Source organism: Neobacillus mesonae (assembly GCF_023715155.1).
Lineage (GTDB): Bacteria > Bacillota > Bacilli > Bacillales > Cytobacillaceae > Neobacillus > Neobacillus mesonae_A.
Map to the genome: position 1 here is coordinate 335,633 of NZ_JAMBNQ010000001.1, position 21,687 is coordinate 357,319.

23 protein-coding genes, 1 other RNA gene and 1 pseudogene are annotated in these 21,687 nt (G+C 37.1%); 13 read left to right on the forward strand and 12 right to left on the reverse strand.

Translation table 11 applies throughout. The features are described from left to right. Positions 1-2: 2 nt before the first annotated feature. Together M3183_RS01820 and recU are read right to left on the reverse strand one after the other, a co-directional pair. Positions 3-2,648 (reverse strand): transglycosylase domain-containing protein, encoded by a 2,646-nt coding sequence (locus tag M3183_RS01820; protein ID WP_251465908.1) that lies wholly within the window; start codon positions 2,646-2,648, stop codon positions 3-5. A gap of 38 nt (positions 2,649-2,686) precedes the next feature. Next, complete coding sequence (gene recU, locus M3183_RS01825) at positions 2,687-3,298, reverse strand: Holliday junction resolvase RecU (protein WP_251465910.1); 612 nt, start codon at positions 3,296-3,298, stop codon at positions 2,687-2,689. 227 nt (positions 3,299-3,525) lie between these two features. On the opposite strand from recU, the gene M3183_RS01830 reads away from it, so the two are divergent. The 3 genes from M3183_RS01830 (at position 3,526) to M3183_RS01840 (ending at position 5,526) form a co-directional block, all read left to right on the forward strand. Next, entirely contained in the window at positions 3,526-4,497 is a 972-nt protein-coding gene (locus tag M3183_RS01830; protein ID WP_251465912.1) for a DUF2515 domain-containing protein, read from the forward strand. Between the two features lie 353 nt (positions 4,498-4,850). After that, positions 4,851-5,123, forward strand: a complete 273-nt coding sequence (locus M3183_RS01835; protein ID WP_251465913.1) for a hypothetical protein — start codon at positions 4,851-4,853, stop codon at positions 5,121-5,123. Between the two features lie 40 nt (positions 5,124-5,163). Further along, a complete protein-coding gene (locus M3183_RS01840; protein WP_251465915.1) occupies positions 5,164-5,526 on the forward strand; it encodes a DUF1798 family protein in 363 nt (120 codons plus the stop codon). A gap of 484 nt (positions 5,527-6,010) precedes the next feature. Here M3183_RS01840 and M3183_RS27405 read toward each other — a convergent pair. Beyond that, positions 6,011-6,201 (reverse strand): annotated as a pseudogene (locus M3183_RS27405) (IS5/IS1182 family transposase); the annotation flags it as partial. Between the two features lie 121 nt (positions 6,202-6,322). Next, the gene (gene yppF / locus M3183_RS01845; protein ID WP_251465917.1) at positions 6,323-6,535 is read right to left on the reverse strand and encodes a YppF family protein; all 213 of its coding nucleotides are present in this window, start codon (positions 6,533-6,535) and stop codon (positions 6,323-6,325) included. Between the two features lie 189 nt (positions 6,536-6,724). Here yppF and M3183_RS01850 point away from each other — a divergent pair, with 189 nt between their 5' ends. Further along, positions 6,725-7,276, forward strand: a complete 552-nt coding sequence (locus M3183_RS01850) for a YppG family protein (RefSeq protein ID WP_251465918.1) — start codon at positions 6,725-6,727, stop codon at positions 7,274-7,276. A gap of 93 nt (positions 7,277-7,369) precedes the next feature. Here M3183_RS01850 and M3183_RS01855 read toward each other — a convergent pair whose 3' ends face one another. After that, positions 7,370-7,846: an Hsp20/alpha crystallin family protein gene (locus tag M3183_RS01855; RefSeq protein ID WP_251465920.1), complete on the reverse strand. Its 477-nt coding sequence runs from the start codon at positions 7,844-7,846 to the stop codon at positions 7,370-7,372. A 126-nt stretch (positions 7,847-7,972) separates the two neighbouring features. Beyond that, entirely contained in the window at positions 7,973-8,671 is a 699-nt protein-coding gene (locus tag M3183_RS01860; RefSeq protein ID WP_251465922.1) for a Crp/Fnr family transcriptional regulator, read from the reverse strand. Between the two features lie 205 nt (positions 8,672-8,876). On the opposite strand from M3183_RS01860, the gene M3183_RS01865 reads away from it, so the two are divergent. From M3183_RS01865 to M3183_RS01900, 8 genes are all read left to right on the forward strand, one after another. Further along, positions 8,877-11,180 carry a DEAD/DEAH box helicase gene (locus tag M3183_RS01865; RefSeq protein ID WP_251465923.1) on the forward strand — a complete coding sequence of 768 codons (2,304 nt, stop codon included), beginning with the start codon at positions 8,877-8,879 and terminating at the stop codon, positions 11,178-11,180. Next, a complete protein-coding gene (locus tag M3183_RS01870) occupies positions 11,171-12,463 on the forward strand; it encodes a ribonuclease H-like domain-containing protein (RefSeq protein WP_251465925.1) in 1,293 nt (430 codons plus the stop codon). The genes M3183_RS01865 and M3183_RS01870 overlap by 10 nt, the downstream gene beginning before the upstream one ends. Before the next feature lie 405 nt (positions 12,464-12,868). Next, positions 12,869-13,231 (forward strand): CotD family spore coat protein, encoded by a 363-nt coding sequence (locus M3183_RS01875; RefSeq protein WP_251465926.1) that lies wholly within the window; start codon positions 12,869-12,871, stop codon positions 13,229-13,231. A 131-nt stretch (positions 13,232-13,362) separates the two neighbouring features. Next, complete coding sequence (locus M3183_RS01880) at positions 13,363-13,920, forward strand: SLOG family protein (protein WP_251466265.1); 558 nt, start codon at positions 13,363-13,365, stop codon at positions 13,918-13,920. A 127-nt stretch (positions 13,921-14,047) separates the two neighbouring features. Then, positions 14,048-14,350, forward strand: a complete 303-nt coding sequence (gpsB, locus tag M3183_RS01885; RefSeq protein ID WP_251465931.1) for a cell division regulator GpsB — start codon at positions 14,048-14,050, stop codon at positions 14,348-14,350. A 71-nt stretch (positions 14,351-14,421) separates the two neighbouring features. Continuing rightward, positions 14,422-14,813: RNase P RNA component class B (gene rnpB / locus M3183_RS01890), an RNA gene on the forward strand. A 234-nt stretch (positions 14,814-15,047) separates the two neighbouring features. Continuing rightward, the gene (locus M3183_RS01895) at positions 15,048-16,193 is read left to right on the forward strand and encodes a THUMP domain-containing class I SAM-dependent RNA methyltransferase (protein WP_251465932.1); all 1,146 of its coding nucleotides are present in this window, start codon (positions 15,048-15,050) and stop codon (positions 16,191-16,193) included. A 48-nt stretch (positions 16,194-16,241) separates the two neighbouring features. Beyond that, positions 16,242-18,158: an ATP-dependent DNA helicase gene (locus tag M3183_RS01900; RefSeq protein ID WP_251465934.1), complete on the forward strand. Its 1,917-nt coding sequence runs from the start codon at positions 16,242-16,244 to the stop codon at positions 18,156-18,158. Positions 18,159-18,199: 41 nt separating this feature from the next. Here the strand turns inward: M3183_RS01900 and M3183_RS01905 are convergent, their stop codons facing one another. From M3183_RS01905 to M3183_RS01930, 6 genes are all read right to left on the reverse strand, one after another. Continuing rightward, entirely contained in the window at positions 18,200-18,502 is a 303-nt protein-coding gene (locus tag M3183_RS01905) for a metal-sulfur cluster assembly factor (protein ID WP_251465935.1), read from the reverse strand. Positions 18,503-18,516: 14 nt separating this feature from the next. Next, positions 18,517-19,761: a hypothetical protein gene (locus M3183_RS01910; RefSeq protein ID WP_251465936.1), complete on the reverse strand. Its 1,245-nt coding sequence runs from the start codon at positions 19,759-19,761 to the stop codon at positions 18,517-18,519. A 12-nt stretch (positions 19,762-19,773) separates the two neighbouring features. Next, positions 19,774-19,983: a DUF2249 domain-containing protein gene (locus M3183_RS01915; protein WP_251465937.1), complete on the reverse strand. Its 210-nt coding sequence runs from the start codon at positions 19,981-19,983 to the stop codon at positions 19,774-19,776. A 15-nt stretch (positions 19,984-19,998) separates the two neighbouring features. Continuing rightward, complete coding sequence (locus tag M3183_RS01920) at positions 19,999-20,232, reverse strand: DUF2249 domain-containing protein (protein ID WP_251465938.1); 234 nt, start codon at positions 20,230-20,232, stop codon at positions 19,999-20,001. A 27-nt stretch (positions 20,233-20,259) separates the two neighbouring features. After that, the gene (locus M3183_RS01925) at positions 20,260-20,952 is read right to left on the reverse strand and encodes a Crp/Fnr family transcriptional regulator (RefSeq protein ID WP_251465939.1); all 693 of its coding nucleotides are present in this window, start codon (positions 20,950-20,952) and stop codon (positions 20,260-20,262) included. 143 nt (positions 20,953-21,095) lie between these two features. Beyond that, positions 21,096-21,248, reverse strand: coding sequence for a hypothetical protein (locus M3183_RS01930; RefSeq protein WP_251465940.1), 153 nt, complete (start codon positions 21,246-21,248; stop codon positions 21,096-21,098). 148 nt (positions 21,249-21,396) lie between these two features. Between M3183_RS01930 and M3183_RS01935 the strand changes: the two genes are divergently transcribed. Further along, positions 21,397-21,630 (forward strand): DUF2249 domain-containing protein, encoded by a 234-nt coding sequence (locus tag M3183_RS01935; RefSeq protein ID WP_251466267.1) that lies wholly within the window; start codon positions 21,397-21,399, stop codon positions 21,628-21,630. Positions 21,631-21,687 lie beyond the last annotated feature (57 nt).

Sequence of the window (21,687 nt, forward strand, 5' to 3'; positions counted from 1 at the left end):
TTTTATGTTCCGCTTGAGCTTGAATCTTGTTGATTCACAGGGGGTTCAGTTGGACTTTGGTCTGTACTTTGATTATTGCCCTGACCCTGATCAGGGTTCTGATCCTGGCCGTTAACATTGCCTTGCCCCGTGCCATTACCTTGACCGCTTCCATTGCCTTGGCCTTTGTCATTACTTTGGCCGCTGCCATCATTTTGGCCTTTGTCATTACTTTGACCATTGCCATTGCCTTGATCTTGATCACTGCCATTACCCTGACCATTTTCATTCCCATTCTCAGTTCCAGGTACATTTGGATTTTCCTGAAGCGGGACTTCAAGAGATGTAGTAACCGGATCACTCTTTTTGCTGTCTTGGATAGCTGTTATAGTAAAGTTGTATTTTGTTCCCGGCACAGCAGGAATTGTTAATGTTTTATCATTAACGGAATAATGTTTCGTACCATCTGATACATCAAATGTAACAGGTCCGCTGGAATTTTTGTAATCCCACGTTAAAGTGATTTTTTCATTGGTCTCATCCAGCTTTGCATTAAAATTAGATGGAGCAGCTAATTTATAATATTTCTTAGAGACAGTTTTAGGTGCATGTCCTTTAACAGCATACTCAATCGATACTTGGCTGCTAGGAGTATACTGACTTGCAAGAACCGGAGGCATTGAACCTCTCTCAATTCGAACCTTTTGAACACTGCTGGGCATTGTAAAGTCAGGTGTATCCATGTCCTTAGAAACATAAGCCATTAAATCTTTAAAAATTAACTGTGCAATTCTTTGGTTGCTGCCTTCCGCCGTAATTGGAGTACTGCGGTCTTTATAGCCTGTCCAGATTGAAGCTGTATAATTGGTCGTATAACCTGTAAACCAGGAATCTGGTACGGCTTTACTGTTAGGGATATTCCATTTTTTTATTTCGTCGTCTGTATAGTTTGTTGTCCCTGTTTTACCGGCAATTGGGAGACCAGGAACTTTTGCTCTAACACCAGTACCAGGATATTCCAGGACACTTTTTAGCATATCCGTAATCATGAACGCCGTAGAGTCCTTCATCGCTACCTTTGGTTCCGGTGCGGTGCTGATCATTGTTCCATCCCGGAGCTTAATTTTATTTACAGCATGTGGTTTTGTATAGATGCCATTGTTTCCAAAAGCACTATATGCACCAGCCATTTCAAGAGGGGAAACCCCGATGGTTTTACCTCCAAATCCGCCAATTGCATAAGACTCAAAAATCTCTTTTAGCGGGATGCCAATGCCAATAGCAAAATCCTTCGCCTTATCAAGTCCTACCTCTTGTAAGGTTTGGACAGCAGGACTATTCCTTGATAACTGCAGTGCTGTCCTGATTGTCATCGCACCTTTATAAGATTGGTCCCAGTTTCCAAATTTTTTCCCTGTTGAATAGGTTATTGGTTTATCCTCAATCATTTGGTATGTGCCCCAATTTAAATATTCAATTGCAGGCCCGTAATCCAGTACAGGTTTTATTGTAGAACCTGGCTGCCTCTGTGTATCAATGGCGTAATTAAATCCGCGTTTTACCGTTTGATTTCTGCCGCCGCCAATTGCCCGAATTTCACCAGTCTTTGTATCAAGAAGTGCAATTCCGGCTTGGAAGTTTTCGTCCGGATACGGCATTTCTTTTGAATTTAAAATTTCTTCTACATGTGTTTGGGCATTCTGATCTAATGTCGTATAAATCGTTAAACCGTCTGTGAAAATATCAAAGTCCGTATTTTGGTCTACTTCATCTATAACGGCATCAACGAAGGAGTCGAAAGGTTTATCCTTTACTTTTCGTTTTTCAGGTTTCAGAACTGTATCTTTTACAGCTGTTTTCATTGCATCATCCATTTGTTTTTTTGTTATGAATCCATGCTGATGCATTAAGCTTAGAACAATGTTTCGCCTTTTTTCAGCTAAATCAGGATGTGTAAAAGGGTTGTAATTGTTTGGACTTTGCGGCATCCCGGCAATTTGGGCTGCTTCAGCCAAGGTTAATTCCTTTAATGTTTTTCCATAATAAATTTTAGCTGCTGTTGCAATACCATGACTATTTTCTGATACAAATACTTTATTAACATACATTTCAAAAATTTGATGTTTTGTATATTTCTGTTCAAGCTGATAAGCAAGCCAAGCTTCCTGTACCTTACGCTTTAATGTTTTTTCATGGGTTAAAAATGAGTTCTTGACTACCTGCTGGGTAATCGTACTCCCGCCTTCCGCACCGAACCCATGTTGAAAATTGGCTAAGACCGCGCCGCCGAGTCGGATAGGATCAATTCCATGATGTTTATAAAAACGATAATCTTCAGTGGCTAAAATGGCATTTTCAACTACTTTTGGTATATCTTTATAATTTACATATTCCCTGTTAACGGCTCCTACCTCTGTTACAAGTTCTCCGTTCTTATCTAATATTTTTGAAGGGATTGGATCTTTTAATAATTTGGGATCAAGAGGAGGTGTATCCTTTACTAAATAAGCGAAGGTTCCTACTCCAGCAATAATACAAACAATTCCAAGAATAACGAGAGACAGCAAGATTTTCTTAAATAGTCCTCGTGATTTTTTTTGAGGCTTTTGTTTTGTTTTTCCCTGGAGTTTTTTTCGCCGCTCTTCCCTTGATTGATATTGTTCAGCCATTTTGCTTTTCCTTCCTTTCTAACCTTTCAACTGGGCTTTTAACATAGGTTGAGTGCATCTAATATTTTAATATAGTCGATTCTAGGTTGAAATCCAAGCGGAATGAAATGGCCATTTTGCTCGATTTCTTCTTTAGTAATGGACTTTCTGCCCCCATTCACCATTCTATCCCAAAATATCAGCAAATGCTGGGCACTAAGAAAATAGATGTGATCATATTTTGTAAACATCAAAATAACAAAGCAAATACCTCCCTGATCCATCACTTCTTTCATATGGGAAATTTGATGCTGATGGAAATTTTTCAAGGGAAAAGAGGCAGGGCTTTTCGTTTCCTTTGCTTCAAAATCAATATACTTTCCTTTATATACCCCATTATAATCTGTAGTTGACGCAATTTTAAAATACGCCTCTTTTATGACAGCAGCACTTCGTTTCGGATAATCAACCTGAACGATTTGAACTGGGGTCGGTTTTTTGTGAACAACGGCGATTTTTCGATCGCGGTAATATTGATTTGTTTCATTCAAATATTCCTCTAGTGTCATCCCGCGGTTTCCATATGATTCATTTTTTGTCTTTTTAACGGCTTCATTTTTGGGGAGCAATTTGCGTTCATATTTTTTGCCGTTTGGATAATTAATTTCCATGTTTCACACCCTTTAAACTTACCTTATCATATCAAATCTTGGGACAAATCGGATGCATAAAATAGCATGTCCAGTATAAATCTAATAATAATTGTATCGTCATTGTCCCGTTTTTTCATGAATCTTTTTTCATACAAAACATTCAGGGTACAACAGACCGTAATTTTTAAAAAATTTTCCTATGTAACTAAAAAACTATGGAAAATAATAAAGGGAAGTAAGCCTATATGAATCTTCTTACAATACAGGAACAGCACCTAGTTCGTCAAATACAAGCAGAGACAGACAAGAAAAATATGGATAATATATCTCGTACGAATGCTTATCTTTCTTATTTTAAAAGAAATCCAGATATTCTTTGGTCTTTTCTTGCCCATATGGTTTCCCGAAATGGTGGCTGGAACATGTGTGATTTAGCCGGGCATATATTTACAGAGCTTATACCGCCTCAAACCAGGAAACAGCTTTTTTTGACCTATGAGAGAGCCAATTGGCTCATTTTCCATGATGCTTTTCCACAACTGCTGCTCTACCAATATTCGACGAAATTCAACCAGCCTTTGTTTCACTTACTTCCTTATTTTAATGTATCATTATTTATTCAAAAAGAATGGATAAGGTTTTGGAAAAAGAAAGATAAACAACGGTTGACAACCGCCTTAATTATTAACGAACAGAATCTTATTCAAACACCGGTAATTGAACATCCAATTTATAAGAAAAGAGTTTTTCGAACACTTTTATTTAATTTTCAAGATTGGCTGCATTTTAGCAGTGTTTTATTTCCAACGTGTGGAGGGGAAGTATATGGTGCGAGTGTAAATGGTTTTCGGCACCTTTCAAAGCGGATTGATCTTGGAAAAAGATTAGCCAATATTTTGTTTACAAAAAGGTTGTTTCCTCATTTTTATGAATTCGCCGAGAAAACACCCCATACAGGTTCAAGATATGATTACGAGCAATATTTTAAACAGCAAACAGGGAGGAAAACTCCTATGCTCCGAACCAGTTTTCCGATTATCCGTCATAACCATTTTTCATACGAGGACTGGAGCTGTAATCGTATCATTTCTCCTGATTGGCTTTATGTTCCTTCAAGACATAAACATCCAATACATCTAACAGATTGGTATTTCACGAAAACGAATCAACTGGAACTTATGCTTTCACTTTATAAGGTTTTAAACTTAAAAAACTAAAAATAGAAAAAGCAAGGGGGATTCCCCTTGCTTAAAAGAAAACATTTTAGGTAGAAGGTCTGTCTGGTCCTTCAAGTTTTTTGTCACCATATCCGGCTCTTTTTTCAGTTTCAGCCTGCATAGTTTGTTTTTTATTTTCGTTTTTCTTTTTGGCCATTATGAAACACCTCCAATATTTAGCTTGTGCTTTTTCAATTTTTTCATGCGGATTCAGGATTTTGTCGAAAATAAAAAAGCAGCATGATGGATTGACACTTTCTTTGACGAATAGCTTCTAGTTTTGTCAAGCAGGAAGGAAGCAGAATCCTTCAAAGAGAATATAAGTGATTAAGAAACCATGAGGAGGATAATAAATGACTGATTCATCAACTGAAAAGGTAAAGGTTCTATCCATGCTGGAGGAGATTCAAGGCCAATTAGAAGAGTTAGAGTCGGTTCTGGAAAGTTCTTTCTCCAATCATCGAAATAAATTAAGAGGTAATGAACGGGAAAGATTATCCAATACAGCAATTAGACTATCCGTCATGGAACACAAATTTGCTCAATTAAATCATCTTTCCCCAGAAGAAGAGCTTGTCTATAACACTTCCCAAAGAATCCAAAACTTGAAATTAGCTTTTAAGTAATAGTAAGCTAAAGGTAATAAAGGACTAGGGGTTTTAGAAAATGGACATGAAAACCATTGAATTAACGGAAAAACTGTTACACTATAATAACTTATTTTTGTACCATTATAACGAGGTTCGTGAAAATGGTATAAAACAGGATTTTTATCATACAATTAAGCCTTTTGTGGATGAAGTAGAAGCATTAAATAATGAATGGAAAATATCCATGGAAAAGTGGCTTGGTAAAAATGATCCAAAACACATTCATCTAAAACAGGTGGAGACAACGGCTGAACACATAAAAAATTTAGCCATTCAATGTTTTTTTCCTGAAACCAGTAAGTCCAGATTTTTAAATTCGCAGAGGACCGTTGAGTTTTTCCTGGAAGACGTATTAATAGAAATGAAAAAAGATGCTTAACAGCAACTCAGATTTTCGGGAAAGGGTATAGTTCTCGGCAATTTTTCATCTTATCTGAACATAATACCGATATTTATTAAAAAATTTGTCCCTGCAGCCCAGCCTGATGATTTTCGCTCTGGGCATTCGCTTTCCACGGGGAGAGGTCTCAGCTTCCTCGGCACTTTGGGTGCTTGCGGGGGCCTCCAGTGACCTCCCAATCCTGCAAGAGTCGAGTACACTCCGCACCAATCAACAGGTGCGAATCAATCTAAAGATTGCAACACACCTTTTCAACCCAGCTAATGTGTTGCAATCTTTTTTAGATGTTGGCAGGCTGCGGTAAGAGGGGACTGTTCACTTGCTTTCTTCAATCCCCGTAACCAGCAGTATCCAACCATGCAGTACATTTGATTCTGCAAAGCTTCGCTCAACTTTTCCCATTCTAAATTTATAAAGCAGTTTACCTGATTTTGATAAAGATTTAACCTTACTATTTTTTTTGCTGTTTTCCGTGTTTCATTCTGTCCTCTTTTATTGCCTTGTTTAAGTCATCAAAATATTCTCGAGTATCAACTTCCACTTCTTGTTTTGTCAACTTGTTATATTTGCGTTTGCTTTTAAGTGTGTTGCAGCCGTAAATAAAACACGTCCGCCGACCATCTTATGAATCATGGCTAAAAGGATAATCTCATCCTAGGTATTAATATTATTATATAAATTAACGCGGTGAATTATTAAAGAACCCGTATAAAACAAAAGACCATCGAAAGTTTTTCGACAGCCTGAGATGATTAACAGCATCTTTTTCATTTTTTTAATTTCTGTTTTCGATGAGGGAGTTTTCAAGATCTATATCAGGCAGTACAGCCCCTTGACCTTCAAGTTCACGAACTAGCAAGCGATATTCTTTAATGCTGATTTCATTATGAATATAACTTTTTTTTGCAAAATCCATTAATGCATTAACGTCATCAGTGCTGAAATTTCTAGTTTGACTAAATTTTTCTTTTAATTCGTGAATTATCATTATGTTTCCTCCTTCATCCTTTTATTTATCGTACCATGAAATAAAGCGGTTTCTTAGTTTTTAAAAAATTTAAACTTTAGACAAAATCATTGTAATTTTGACATATATATTTCTAATTTGATGAATTCACCATTCATTTTTGTCCGTCATAAAGTGTAATAGTGATAAATGCGGAGGAGATGTTTGCCCATGTTTGCTAAAAAGAAAGCAATCAAAAATGTTAATAATGGGTTCCAGCGGCAAATGATGTACCAGGGCCCATTTGGCCGGCAGCAGAATCAGCAGCCCTTTTATCAGAATAAGCCCTTTTCAATGCCTTCACCTATGCAAAACCGGGAATGGAATCCATATCAACAGCAAAACCTTTATTATCCACAAGGCTATCAGCCATATGGAAATACTTATCAGGCCACACCTGTACATCCAAATATGTCAATTCCTAATCAATATTATTCACAAAAGGACTCTCAATTTTTATTCCAAAATCCTTTGCAGCCAAAAGAAGAAATGATGCCTAAACCATATATGCCAATGAATGGGCACCCAATTATGAACCCTTATCCTAAACAAAGTTTTATTCCGAAGCAGCCAAGCGGAGTGCAGTCAATCATGAATTCATTTAAATCACAGGATGGTTCAGTTGACTTTAATAAAATGATGAATACAGCAGGCCAAATGATGAATGCAGTAACACAGGTCTCATCGCTTGTTAAAGGAATTGGCGGTATATTTAAAGCATAAAAAGACGGCTCCTGAAGCCGTCTTTTTATCATTATGAGAGGATAAGAACATTTGCAAGCGGGGGATGCCCCTGTGCCTGCGTTTTTCTATTAATTAATCTATTTCAATGATTTTTCCTTTTTCACGGGGAATGCGAACCTGTAACAAACCATCACGGTACGATGCTTTAATCATTTTCTCATTGATTGCATGGGGGAGAGAGACGGTTCTGGAAGAGGCTTGACGGACAAATTTTCGACTGTATACATGGTTAATGTTATCCTCAGCTGTCTCCAGCTCATTATTCTCTACAGAAATGGTTAAGTAATTTCCAGTAATATTTAAGTTAATTTGTTCACGCTTTATACCTGGAAGTTCTGCAGTCACAATATATTCATTTTCTGTTTCTGTTGTTTCCAAATGAAATCCACTCTCAAATGGAAAAGGCGTTTTGAAAAAATCATCAATTGACTGTAAAAATCCTCTAATTGGCTTGTCGTTAAATAACTCATTCATTGCTTTTCTTAATTCGCCAAATGAATCGGCAGGCTTTTTGGAGTTATTCTTATCACTTGGAAGATTAGAAGACATCTAAATCCCCTCTCTTTCGCATTTTTCACACGATATCATATGCATGACAAATTAGGTATGTGCCAAAATTCGAGTGAGAGGGCAGAATGGAAAAGGATTGCTTAATCTAGGTACTGAGAATCATTTTTAAATTAGATGAATTTCTTCCATCAGAATTTCAATATCAATGATCATATTTCCATCTTCATCCACTTCAATTAAATCATCTTTTTTCATTTTGGTGAGCGTTCTGCTGATAGTTTCTCTAGTTGTGCCGATCATGTTAGCAAGGTCCTTATTTGTAAATTCCGATTTTAACAGAATCGTACCATCGTCTTGTTTCTTACCATGACTTTTGGCCAGACGAATTAACAATTTTACAATTTGTTCATAGGTATTATTGAGAATTTGCTCTTCCAGCCTGTTTTGCAAATCGACAATCTTTTCACCTAATACTTTAAAGACTTTAATACTGAGCTCAGGGTTTTCAATTAAGACGTGTTCAAATTTAGAAATAGGAATAGCAATAAGGGTTGATGGTTCCAGAACTTCAGAATAAGCTGGATAATCACCTTTTCTGAAGAAACCGACGTGAGGAAACATATCACCTTTTTTCATGATGGCAACGATTTGTTCTTTACCGCTGACATCACTTTTATAAATTTTAATTTTCCCATCGAATATAAAATAAACATTCTCAAGCGGGTCACCTTGAAGGAAAACGTGGCTGTGCTTTTTCCAATCCCTAACGATAGCAATGTCGGTAATTTTTGTTAGTTCATAATCATTTAAATCGCGGAATAGTGTGAACCCGGAAAGAAGTTTTTTTATTTCTTCTACTTTCATTCAATCACCTTCATCATAAAATCAATTATCTCTATTTTAACAAATAATGTTCCAATAGTTTAATTTTCAAATAAAAACTTTTTCTTCTGGATTAACAAAAACATGGGTAGAAAAAAGTACCATGTCATTCATAAACGTAAAATATGATTTTTCACTTTAACAACGAACGTTTATTCGCTAAAATAGAAGTAATGAGGTGAGTCGTTTGAAGTTGAAGAAAAGTTTGTCTGAAATCCTTACAGACTTAAAAATAAATGATGATTTTAAAGAAAATATTGTTACATGGCATACTATTCCTGAAAAACAGGCGCAGACTGTTCCATTGCCTGAGGACCTCCATCCAGCGTTAGTACAGGCCCTTCATTCAAAAGGGATTGATAAGCTGTATACCCATCAAAAGTCAGCTTATGAAGAAGTCAGTGCAGGCGGAAGCTTTGTCGCGGTTACACCAACTGCCTCAGGCAAAACGTTATGTTATAATCTCCCTGTATTACAAACAATTCTTACGAATTCAAATGCACGAGCACTATATATGTTTCCGACAAAAGCACTAGCTCAAGATCAAAAAAGTGAAATCAATGAAGTAATTCAAGCGGCAGGGGTTGACATCAATAGTTACACATATGATGGGGATACACCTGCAAATATCCGTCAGCGGGTAAGAAAAGCAGGACATGTGGTAATTACCAATCCAGATATGCTTCATTCTGCCATTCTGCCACATCACACAAAATGGGTCTCATTATTTGAAAACCTTAAATTTGTTGTAATTGATGAATTGCATACATATCGTGGTGTTTTTGGAAGTCACGTAGCAAATGTCATCAGAAGATTAAAACGGATTTGCCGCTACTATGGGAGCCATCCTGTTTTTATTTGTACTTCTGCTACCATAGCCAACCCTTTGGAATTAGCTGAGGCGCTGACAGAAGAAAAGATGGTATTAATTGATAATAATGGTGCACCCAGCGGCAGGAAGCATTTTGTTTTTTATAATCCGCCGATTGTCAATAAACCGTTAAATATAAGAAGAAGTGCGACACTTGAGGTGCGTAAAATTGCTGGAGAGCTTTTGAAAAATAAAATCCAGACCATTGTGTTTGCCAGAAGCAGAGTGCGGGTTGAAATTATACTGACATATTTACAGGAACTGGTGAAACATCAGCTGGGACCAAAGACCATCATGGGATACCGCGGCGGATACCTGCCGGCTGAACGGAGAAAAATTGAGAAGGGACTTCGGTCAGGGGAAATTTATGGGGTTGTCAGTACAAATGCTCTTGAGCTTGGTGTTGACATTGGACAGCTGCAAGTCTGTATTATGACTGGATATCCAGGAACTATTTCAAGTGCATGGCAGCAGGCTGGCAGAGCGGGCAGACGACATGGAGAGGCTTTGGTTATAATGGTGGCGAGTTCAAGCCCCCTTGACCAATATATCATTCAGAACCCGGACTACTTCTTTACAAAAAGTCCAGAGACAGCAAGGATTAATCCTGATAATCTCATTATTTTAATCGACCATATGAAATGCGCCGCTTATGAGCTTCCTTTCAAATCAGGGGAAGAATTCGGCTGTGCAGGCACTGAAGAATTGCTGGAATATTTGACAGAGGAACGGGTCTTATATCGCAATGGTGATAAATGGTATTGGATGAATGATTCTTTCCCTGCCCACAATATTAGTCTAAGGTCTGCATCACAAGAAAATGTTGTTATTATTGATCAATCTGATACAGCAAATGTAAAAGTCATCGGTGAAATGGATCGGTTTTCAGCTATGACACTCCTTCATGATGAAGCCATTTATTTGCATCAGGGAAGACAGTTCCAAGTAGAAAAGCTTGACTGGGAAGAAAAAAAGGCATTTGTCCGTGAAGTGGATGCGGACTATTATACTGATGCTAATTTAGCTGTACAATTAAAGGTTTTGGAAGAAGATAAGCTGCAGTCATTTTCGGATGCCGAAATTGGTTTTGGAGATGTCAGTGTAAGGGCAATGGCAACCATCTTTAAAAAAATAAAGTTTGAAACCCATGAAAATATCGGATCCGGGCCAATCCATCTTCCAGAGGAAGAACTGCATACAAATGCCGCATGGATTTCTTTACAAAAGCCTTTAGCTGAAATGGGGCAGGAACGATTGGAACAAGGGTTAGTTGGAGCTGCACATGCCTTAAATCATATAGCCCCATTATTTGTAATGGCCGATCCACAAGACATTCATGTTATTCCACAAGTCAAGGCTGATCATAATGAAAAACCAACCATCTTCTTTTACGATCGTTATCCAGGCGGTGTAGGGTTAAGTGAAAAAATATATAGTGATATGTTTCATGTGTTCCAGGAAGCCAAAAAACTGATTCTCCATTGTCAATGTGAATCAGGATGCCCTTCCTGTTTAGGTACAGAAGCAATCAGCGAAACGGCTAAAAAAGATACATTAAAAATCATTGATTCTTTTCTTTCGGCATCCGAAATCGGTAAGGAAGTGAGGACATGTCCTTAAAAAATAAATTAAACCGCTTGAGACCACATTTGTCGGTGGGGAACCAATCGGATAAAAGCATCATTTCAAAAGAATCACCGGACATTGAAGTTCCATTTCGAGAACGATGGGAAGAGGCAGATGTTTTCCCCTATTTTTTCGATCATAATTATTGTTTGATTAGGGAAGTAAAATACCCTCTCTCACAAAAACACGGATATTACCGTTTTCAAGATTTTTTGACTGCGGTGGATATTTGGAATAAACAGGATGTAAGCCACCCTTTGTCTGCCCGGGGGTTTGCTCCAGAGGAATTATTTTTCTTTGATACCGAAACGACTGGACTTGGCGGCGGTGTTGGCAATACTATTTTTCTACTTGGATATGCCAGTATAATGGAAAATCACCTTTTGGTACGTCAGCATATTCTTCCCAACCCTGGGGCAGAGGTTCCTTTGTATCAAAGTTTTTTAGAAAATGTAAATTATAAAACTCTTGTTACCTATAATGGAAAATCCTTTGATTGGCCGCAGGTGAAAACGAGACATACCTTGGTACGGGATCATGTACCTAAACTTCCGGCATTTGGCCATTTTGATTTATTGCATGCAGCTAAAAGGCTGTGGAAACATAAATTAGAGCGTTTAAAATTGTCAGTGGTTGAAAATGAAGTTTTAGGAGTCAAGAGAGAGGATGACATTCCGGGCTTTTTGGCCCCTATGATTTATTTTGATTTTATTGATAGTAAACAGCCGGACGGTATGATTGGAATCTTAAAACATAATGAAATTGATATCCTGTCACTTGTAACGTTATACACACATTTAACTTTTCAAATTTGCGGTATAGATCCTGGGCAAACCAGAATGGAGACGTACGAGGTTGGAAGATGGTTTGCATCATTGGGTGAGAAAGAAGAAGCAGAAAAGACATTATCAAAACTAAAAGATAATAAAGATGCAGCATTTTTTCGAGCAGCATTGGAATTGGGGTTTCAAGCAAAAAAAAACCATAACTGGGAAAAGGCGAAGACTTTATTTTTGGATGCGGCGGATTCAATGGATATGCTATTGTGTTTGAAAGCAAGTGTTGAACTTGCCAAAATTTATGAACATAGATTAAAAGATTTACAACAGGCATTTTTCTTTTGTGAAAAAGCAATCTCCCTGTCTGGGGCAATGACGGATCAAAAATTGCCGGATGAATTGACAGAAGAAAGGCTTTATAAGAGGCGCCTCCGTCTGGAGAAAAAAATGAAAAAGCCCCAAGAAATTCAGGAAATTTCATATAAAAACTTGTCGTAATACCATTTATTGCGCTTTTTTATTGAATGTAACAAAAGTTTCACAAATTTATTACAAAAACACCAAATTCCATATTGTTTATCTCTTGTTAACAGGGTACAATTTAAAATTGTTGAGTAAAAAACAACCCTTTAGAATTATATGGAGCTGGTCATTATGTATAAAGCAATATTATTTTTATTTTTCCTTGTAGTTTGCTTAACTGCAGTAGTTTTTACTAGTTTGAAAGACAGTTTTTATTCATTTTTTTAAAGAATCAGAAATCCATTTTGCCGGCATTACAATTTGGGCTATATCCATTTTAGAAATGGCCGGAAAAAATAGGTGTTTTCATTAGTACAAGAGTACTCCTTCATTCATAGGCTAGTAATGTAAATACAATATGAAATGAAGGGAGAATAAATTATGTTTCTTGGAGCTAATGTTACGCCGCCGGTTATTCATCCAACAACAAATTATGTGAATCATACTTTCTCAAAAACGGTGGTGCCTCATATTCATCCGGTTCACACCACAACAGTAAACCACCATATGTTTGAGCATAAACATTATTGTCCGCACACATCATCTTGCTGTGAAGATGTATGTAATCAGCATGTAAACTGCTGTAACCCATGTGCAACTGGCGGCATGGCGGCACCTAATGCTATGCCTAATGCTATGCCTGGTTATGGAATGGGCGGTCCTGGTTATGGAATGGGCGGTCCTGGTTTTGGCCCGGGAGGTCCTGGTTTTGGGGCAGGACCATATATGGGACCTAGACCTTAAATCTATTAAGATACTTTACAGGGGCTTTTAGCCCTTGTTTTTTATTTCTTTTTCTTACTATTATGGTATGCTGGTTGTATTAAAATGTTTGTCCTAATTATAAAATTTTTTTGCTAAAGGAGAAATTTCACATTAAAGTTTTGGCTGTTTCCGGTTATAAACCATTTGAGTTAGGGATTTTTAAAAAGGATCATCCATCGGCTGAATTTATCAAGGCAGCTATTAAAAAATCTATACTGCCTAAGGCTGAAGAGGGACTGGAGTGGATCTTAATCAGCGGTCAGCTCGGTGTGGAACTTTGGACTGCTGAAGTTGTTTTTGAACTGCAGGAGGAATTTCCTGAATTAAAGCTTGCAGTGATTACACCTTTTCTTGAACAGGAAGCTTCATGGAATGAAAATAATAAGGAGTGGTATGAATTTATCCTGATGCAGGCCGATTTCGTGGATTCTGTGACTAGAAAAGGATATGAAAAACCATGGCAATTCCGCTTAAAAAATCAATTTTTTCTCGAAAAAAGCGATGGACTGCTGCTCCTTTATGATCAAGAGAAAGAAGGAAGTCCAAAGTATATTTATGAATTGGCTGTAAAATATCAACAGGATCATAATTATCCAATTGAACTTATTTCGTTTTATGATTTACAAATGATTGTTGAGGAAGAACAAATGAAACATATGGATTATTAAGGCATAGCCTCCATTTTTCGCAATATAATGGTGTAGGAGTCGTGTACTATCTCTACATGAAAATTGACAAAATCGTATATTTTTGAAAAAATAGTATGTAATGATGGGCCAACTTGAGGTGATTTGAATGCTGTCAGATAAAGTGAAATTAACAGCTAAGGATATTTTGGAAAAAGAATTTAAAACAGGTGTCCGCGGTTATAAACAAGAAGAAGTAGATAAATTTTTAGATTTGATTATTAAAGATTATGGGACTATGCATCAGGAAATTGAAGATTTGCAGCAAGAAAATCTTAGGCTGCGAAAACAGCTTGAAGAAACATCAAAAAGACAGCCGGTTGCACAGCCTGCAGGAACAACAAATTTTGATATTCTTAAGCGGTTGTCCAACCTTGAGAAACATGTATTTGGCAACAAACTGTATGATTAACAGGAATTACCTAATAATAACCATTGAATTAACAGCATGAAATACATATACTATGTAAGTAATCATTCATAACGTTCGGGTAATCGCTGCAAAAAGCTTTTGCAAATTGTTGAGGAAAGTCCATGCTCGCACGATGCTGAGATGCTCGTAGTGTTCGTGCCTGGTGAATTCATAAGCCAGGGCAGCTGGCGGCTGCCAGTTGACGGCTGGGAAAATACCTGCGTCCTTTTGGATATGGTATGAGTACCTATAAAAGTGCCACAGTGACGTAGTCTTTCTAGAAATGGAAAGAGTGGAACGGGTAAACCCCGCAAGCGAGAAACCCAAATTATGGTAGGGGCATCTTCCCTTAGGAAATGAACGACGGGAAGGACAGATGATTAATCTGTAGATAGATGATTACCGCCTTTGTACGTGACATATGTCGTTTGCAGTACAGAGGAACAGAACATGGCTTACAGAACGTTATAATGAAAATATTCATGCAAACACAGCCCTCCAAATTGGGAGGGCTTTTTGTTTGTCGAAATGGTTCAATTTAGACAACATATAATTTAAGTACATAGTAAGTTTGCTGTCTAAATTTAGCGGATTTGCACTAACACATTGTTTTTCGGTTGAATTCAGGGTTTTTAGCCAATAATGTTATAGAAAATTTAACAAAGTATAAATTATAGAGATAAATAAGGGTGAAATTATGGGTACATATCAGATAATTGCAACAGCAGCAATGGGTCTTGAAGCTTTAGTGGCAAAAGAGGTTCGGGCACTTGGATACGATTGTCAGGTTGAAAATGGTAAGGTTATATTCACAGGGGATGAGAGTGCAATAGCACGTAGTAATCTGTGGCTAAGAACGGCTGACCGGATTAAGATAATAGTTGGAGAATTTAAGGCATATACCTTTGATGAATTGTTTGAACGGACGAAAGCTTTGCCATGGGAGGAGTTTCTTTCTGAAGATGCTGAATTTCCAGTAATCGGAAGGTCGCATAAGTCTAAGCTGTTCAGTGTTTCAGATTGTCAGGCGATTGTCAAAAAGGCTGTTGTTGAACGTTTAAAAAAACACTATAAACGGAATACATGGTTTGATGAAACTGGCGCATTATACCGCATTGAAGTTGCCTTATTAAAAGATACAGCAACAATCACAATTGATGCGAGCGGCCAGGGACTTCATAAACGGGGATACCGGGCTGAACAGGGAGAAGCACCTTTAAAAGAAACGATGGCTGCAGCTCTTATCATGTTGACAAATTGGCATCCAGACAAACCATTTTACGATCCTTTCTGCGGTTCCGGCACAATACCGATTGAGGCCGCATTAATTGGCCAGAATATCGCGCCAGGCTTTAATCGTGATTTTGTTTCAGAAGAGTGGAAATGGCTCCCTTCAAAAATATGGGATGATGCTAGAACTGAAGCAGAAGATCTGGCAAAATATGATCAGCCGCTTGATATTACGGGCTCGGATATTGATCATCGAATGGTTAAAATTGCACAGGAAAATGCCTTTGAAGCGGGTTTTGGAGATCTTGTTCAATTTAAGCAGATGCAGGTTAAGGATTTTACGACGACAAAGGAATATGGAGTTATTGTTGGAAATCCTCCATATGGAGAAAGAATTGGCGAAAAAAATGCGGTAGAAGCAATGTATCGAGAAATGGGACAAGTGTTTAGCAAATACGATACTTGGTCAATTTATATCTTAACCTCAAATGAACAATTTGAACAACTATATGGTAAACCTGCAACAAAGAAACGTAAGCTTTATAATGGTTCAATCCGTACTGATTTATATCAATACTGGGGTAAAAAACCACCAAGAAATCATACAGTTTAAGATAAGAACATCGTTTTATTGCCGTTAGCAGGCATGGGGAGGAAAGTAATGGAACAAAGCATACCTTTTACAGTTTCTAAAACAGAATCATTTTATGAAAAATTAAGTGAATGGATTGGCGATGTCTTTTATGATATATTGCCGGATGCAGGTTTTGAACTTCGGGATGAACAAGTCTTCATGGCTTTTCAGCTGGAGAAAGCTTTTAAAGAAAAAAAAGTCATGTTTGCCGAAGCTGGTGTTGGAACAGGGAAAACAATTGTTTATTTGCTTTACGCTATTATGTATGCTCGCTATACAAATCGTCCAGGTGTAATTGCCTGTGCTGATGAGACGTTAATTGAACAGCTGGTCAAAAAAGAAGGCGATATTGCAAAATTGGAACAGGCACTTGGACTAAAAATTGACGTCAGACTGGCAAAGTCTCAGGATCAATATTTATGCTTAAAAAAACTTGACCACGTAAAGAACTTTTCAGAAGAGATTCACGATATTTTTGAACAATTACCTGATTTTGTTCATATGAATGGGTCTTTGCAGAACTTTACAAAATATGGTGACCGCAGGGATTACTCAGCATTATCGGATGAAACTTGGAAGAATGTAAGCTGGGATCCTCTTCAGGACTGTTTTTCATGTGATAAGCGTCATCGCTGCGGATTAACATTGCACCGGGAATTTTACCGCCATGCAAAAGACTTGATTATTTGTTCGCATGATTTTTATATGGAGCATATTTGGACAAAAGAATCCCGCAAACGGGAAGGACAGCTGCCGCTTTTGCCGGAACATTCTTCTGTTGTATTTGATGAAGGGCACTTGCTTGAATTTGCTGCTCAGAAAGCATTAAGCTATCGTTTTACAGATTATACATTAGAGATGTTGCTGACAAGATTAATGGAGAATGAAGTTAGAGAAAAAACATTGTATACGATTGAAGAAGCGCTGATGGAAAATCATGCATTTTTCTCTTCCTTATCCCAATTTGCAAAGCGAATGCAGGATTCAGAAAAACACCTCATTACAAAACATCCATTAGTCATGAAACAGTGCCGTAAATTACTTTCAAAACTGCAAGAACTTGAGGAGGAGCTTGTATTTGAAAGTGAACTATTTGTCATTGATGAATATGTTTTAAAGATTGTGGAGGAATATTTAGAAAAAATAACGTATTCCTTATCTCTTTTCTTACAGGAACTAAATGGGATCACTTGGTTTGAAGAGATTGGGGAGGAACGTACACTTGTGATTATGCCGAAAATGGTAGAACAGGTGATGAGGGAGGAAGTTTTCTCGCAAAAGAAACCGTATATCTTTTCGTCTGCCACTTTGTCCAACCAAAAGTCGTTTGATTATATTGCGAGGAGCCTTGGAATTGAGCAATTCTTATCATTTTCAGTAGAATCACCGTTTGATTATGAGGCAATGATGAAAATCTACCTTCCCTCATTTACAAGTGGAGATTTCATTGGAAAACTTAATTATGTAAATGAACAAATCCGTCACTCAGATGGGAGAGCCTTAATCCTTGTCAATAATCAAGCAGAACTAAAGGCAATTAAAGAAAATCTAATGGAGGAGATATTTCCATTTCCGATTTATTTTGAAGGAGAAGAGGAAATCAGCACTTTAGTTTCAAAGTTTCAAAATGAGGAGCAAGCTGTTCTTTGTTCAGTCCATCTTTGGGAAGGGCTTGATATTCCGGGACGGTCGCTTGAGAATATATTGATTTTTTCATTACCATTTCCTCCAAATGATCCGGTCTTTACCGCTAAAAAGGATGGCGTGCTTGACCCTTTTTCAGAGGTGGATTTACCGTATATGCTGCTTCGATTAAGGCAGGGTCTAGGTCGATTAATTAGAAGTGAACAGGATCATGGTACAGTTCATATTTTATTAGATGAAAATCTTGATTTAACTGTTCTAGAGCATGTTAAATCGGTTTTACCGGTAAAAATAGATTAAAAAAAGCGGAAGGCCTGGACAAGGCGCTTCCGCTTTTCATTTTACCATATTCCTAGGGCTCTTTTACCGTCTTCCGTCATTTTATCTGGAGACCAAGCTGGCTGCCAGACAACGTTAACATCCACGCTTTTAACTTCCTCTAGTCCTTCAAGACATTGGCGTACTCCATTCGAAATACTGTCATGAAGAGGACAACCAGGTGTTGTTAAAGTCATCGTAATTTGAACATCACCATCGTCAGAGATACCAAGACCATAAATTAAGCCTAAGTCAACTACATTTATATTCAATTCGGGATCATAAACACTTTTTAGTGCTTCAAGAATTTTTTCTTCTAAATCCATGTTAAACACCTCGTTTATTTTTTTAGTACACTTATGATACTTAAGGCAATAATTAAAAACGTAATCGATACCACTATTTGGCCAATATTAAAAAGTATGAGAGATTTTATAGCCATCGAACAAAAAATGATTAATACCGCAGCAATAAATGATGAAAGAACAGGGACAATAAGTTTATCATTCATCATATCTTTTAATGACGGCACTTTCGTTTTCCCAATTTCTTTACTATATTTATATGTCCACCATAAAAATGGAACAATTTTGTATAAGTAGCCGGTAATGCTAAGGATAATCCAAAGCAAAATATAGGCATATACCAGAGGTCCCACCAGGTCTTTAAAGCTTGGTGTCCATAAAAGAATAAAGGCAGCCAGATGAATTAGATTTCCAAATCCAATAGCGGAAATGGCAAACGTAAATGGCTTATCAAGTTTTTTCTTCAATCTCTTTCTTATAATAATGCTTATATGCCAGCTAAAGATGGAGAAACCTGCCAACAGTAAAAAGAATCCAAGTTTTAATAGAATGTTTTGACCAGTTAAGAATGAAATTAGTGTTAGGATAAGTCCTGAAACATAAAAACCATAGACGAATTTTGCTTGAATCATGGGAAAACCATGTGACAATGAAAACATAGGGACCATCTTATAGGAAAAACCGAAAATTAACAGCGTAAACCAGCCGGTAAGGCCAAGTAACAAATGGCTTTGAAAAATTGCTTGGTAATGGCCGGCACCTGCACCAGTTTTTAGACTGCAAATTAAGGTAATACCTAAAGTAATGGTTAAAAATAAACAAACCAATGCTGTTCCGACAAAAGCGGTAAGGATATTTGGCTTTGCTTGGGTTTTTAATGTCATCATCATTTGGAATAAAAACATCAAGATTCCTAAAAGGGTAAGAATACCAGGAATCAACGCATTTTTTGGTGATAAATAAAGTGTTGCTGCAAAAGAGCTGATTCCAATAGCTGTAACAAAAAATTGAAGAAAGCCAAATTTTTCATTCCAGATTTTTGTCAAAAATGCTACTGGGACGAGCTGATACATTGAGCCCATAGCCGCCAATAATGCCCAGCCCAAGACCATAAGATGTGCTGCAGACCAGATAGCGGGAATTCTGAAAGCTCCTCCGGCCATCATTTGCCCATTGAACAGAAGGAGAAGCTGGGATACAACTAAAGCAATTAAACTGAAAATAATAAAGGAAAAAGGAAGTTTGATATTCGTTTCACTTCCTAGATTTTGAGGAAGCATGTTTTCACCTTCTTAACGGAAGATCTCAATTTTAAAACTTCCGTCTGATTGTTGTTCTGTTCGTTGTTTATAACCAAGTTCCTCCAATTGTTCATAAAGGAACATTGGACGTCTGTCGTTTATGATGGTTAATACTTCATCATCTTTCATTTTTGTTAGAGCATTTAATGTACGCATCATTGGCTGCGGCGGTTCTAGTCCGCGATTATCTAAAATTTTCATTTGCGTTCGCACTCCTTATTTGGTTTTTGTAAAAGTTACTTTCCAATGTTTTTTTTCAATTTCCTCTTCTTCATGTGAGAAGCCCTTTGCTTTTAATACAGTAAAAAGCGGTGTCGGCTTAAAGGGTGCATGCAGGATAAAAATATCATCCTTTTTACATTCCTTTACGGCTTCCATAATTTTTTGGAATGGCTCAATTTTATTCTTTAAGTCCTCGCGTACATCTATTTCAATAATTTTAGGTTCCATTTGAATTCATTCCTTTTCTATATTTATTTAAATAAATAATTCTGATTGGAGGGATTCACGGTCTATGTAATATTCACCCATTTCCCCCTGAAGGATATGTTTTTTCTTTTTTAATTGATTAATCGTTCGACTGACTGTTTCTCTGGACGTTCCAATCATATTGGCTAATTCTCTGTTGGTGAATTGTGTTGTCAGTTTATATTTGCTGCCGATTTTTTCGCCATTGGTTTTACAAAGCCTCATAAGGAGCAGGATAATTTGCTCAAAGGTATTGTGAAGTACCTGGGCTTCCAGCCTGGCTTGTAAATCTATTATCTTTTCCCCAAGAACCTTAAATAATTTGATACACAACTCTGGATTTGAAATAAGAATTTCTTCAAATTTATCTATCGGAATAACGATTAAATTTGCGTCTTCCATGACCTCTGCATATGCAGGATATTTTCCCTTTCTAAAAAAACCGGCATGGGGAAATAGTTCTCCAGGCTCCAGTACTGAAACGATTTGCTCTTTGCCTGTAAAGTCAGTTTTATAGATTTTAACCTTGCCGCTCTGAATGAAAAACACTCGGTCAAGGGGATCATCCTGCATAAAGACATACATCTTATGCTTGTAAAACCTTGATTGAGCAATTTCAACTATGGGCGCCAGCTCATCTGATGACAGCTCTTTAAAAAGACGGACATCAGACAGACTTTTTTCAATATCCTCCAGCCTCATTTACATCACCTTCATGTTAATAATTCCTTTTCATTAACATTGTAGCAATGAAATCACATGAAATATGTGACCTGAATCATAGATTTGATGTTTTTTGAAAATAATTCTCAATGTAACATAGAAAAGAAAAAAATCCGCAAAGCCTAGCTTTGCGGATTTTTTTCTACATTATCTATCTTTTCGTGACAATCAAAGCAGTAAGTCTGTTTATCATCTGTAATAATACCGTTAAAAAAACCGTCTAAACAATAAATTTCTTTACCACAGCACTTACATGTACCTGCCAATTCTTTCAATTTTACTGCCTCCTTTTTATAGACCCTTATAGACCCTTATAGACCCTATTAATAAAATCATGATAAAGGTGTGATAGGCTTCACTATTAATTGGTAAAACATTTTTTATAATGTAATAGAGGTTAACAAATTAAAAGGAGTGATAATGATGCAAACTTTTGCAAAGATTATTAATGTACCAGATTATCCACCAAGAGAAAAGCATCCAACAGTTTTTAAAGCATTTGATGAATTGGCATCTGGAGAAACAATGCAAATTGTGAATGACCATGATCCCAGGCCGCTTTTATATCAATTCATGATGGAAAGACCTGAACAATTTACTTGGGAATATTCCGAAGAAGGCCCTGAATCATGGAAAGTATCAATTAGCAAAAAGTAAGGTTTAACTCATTTTATAATAATCGGATATCTTTTAACTCTCACTTAACGTTTTATT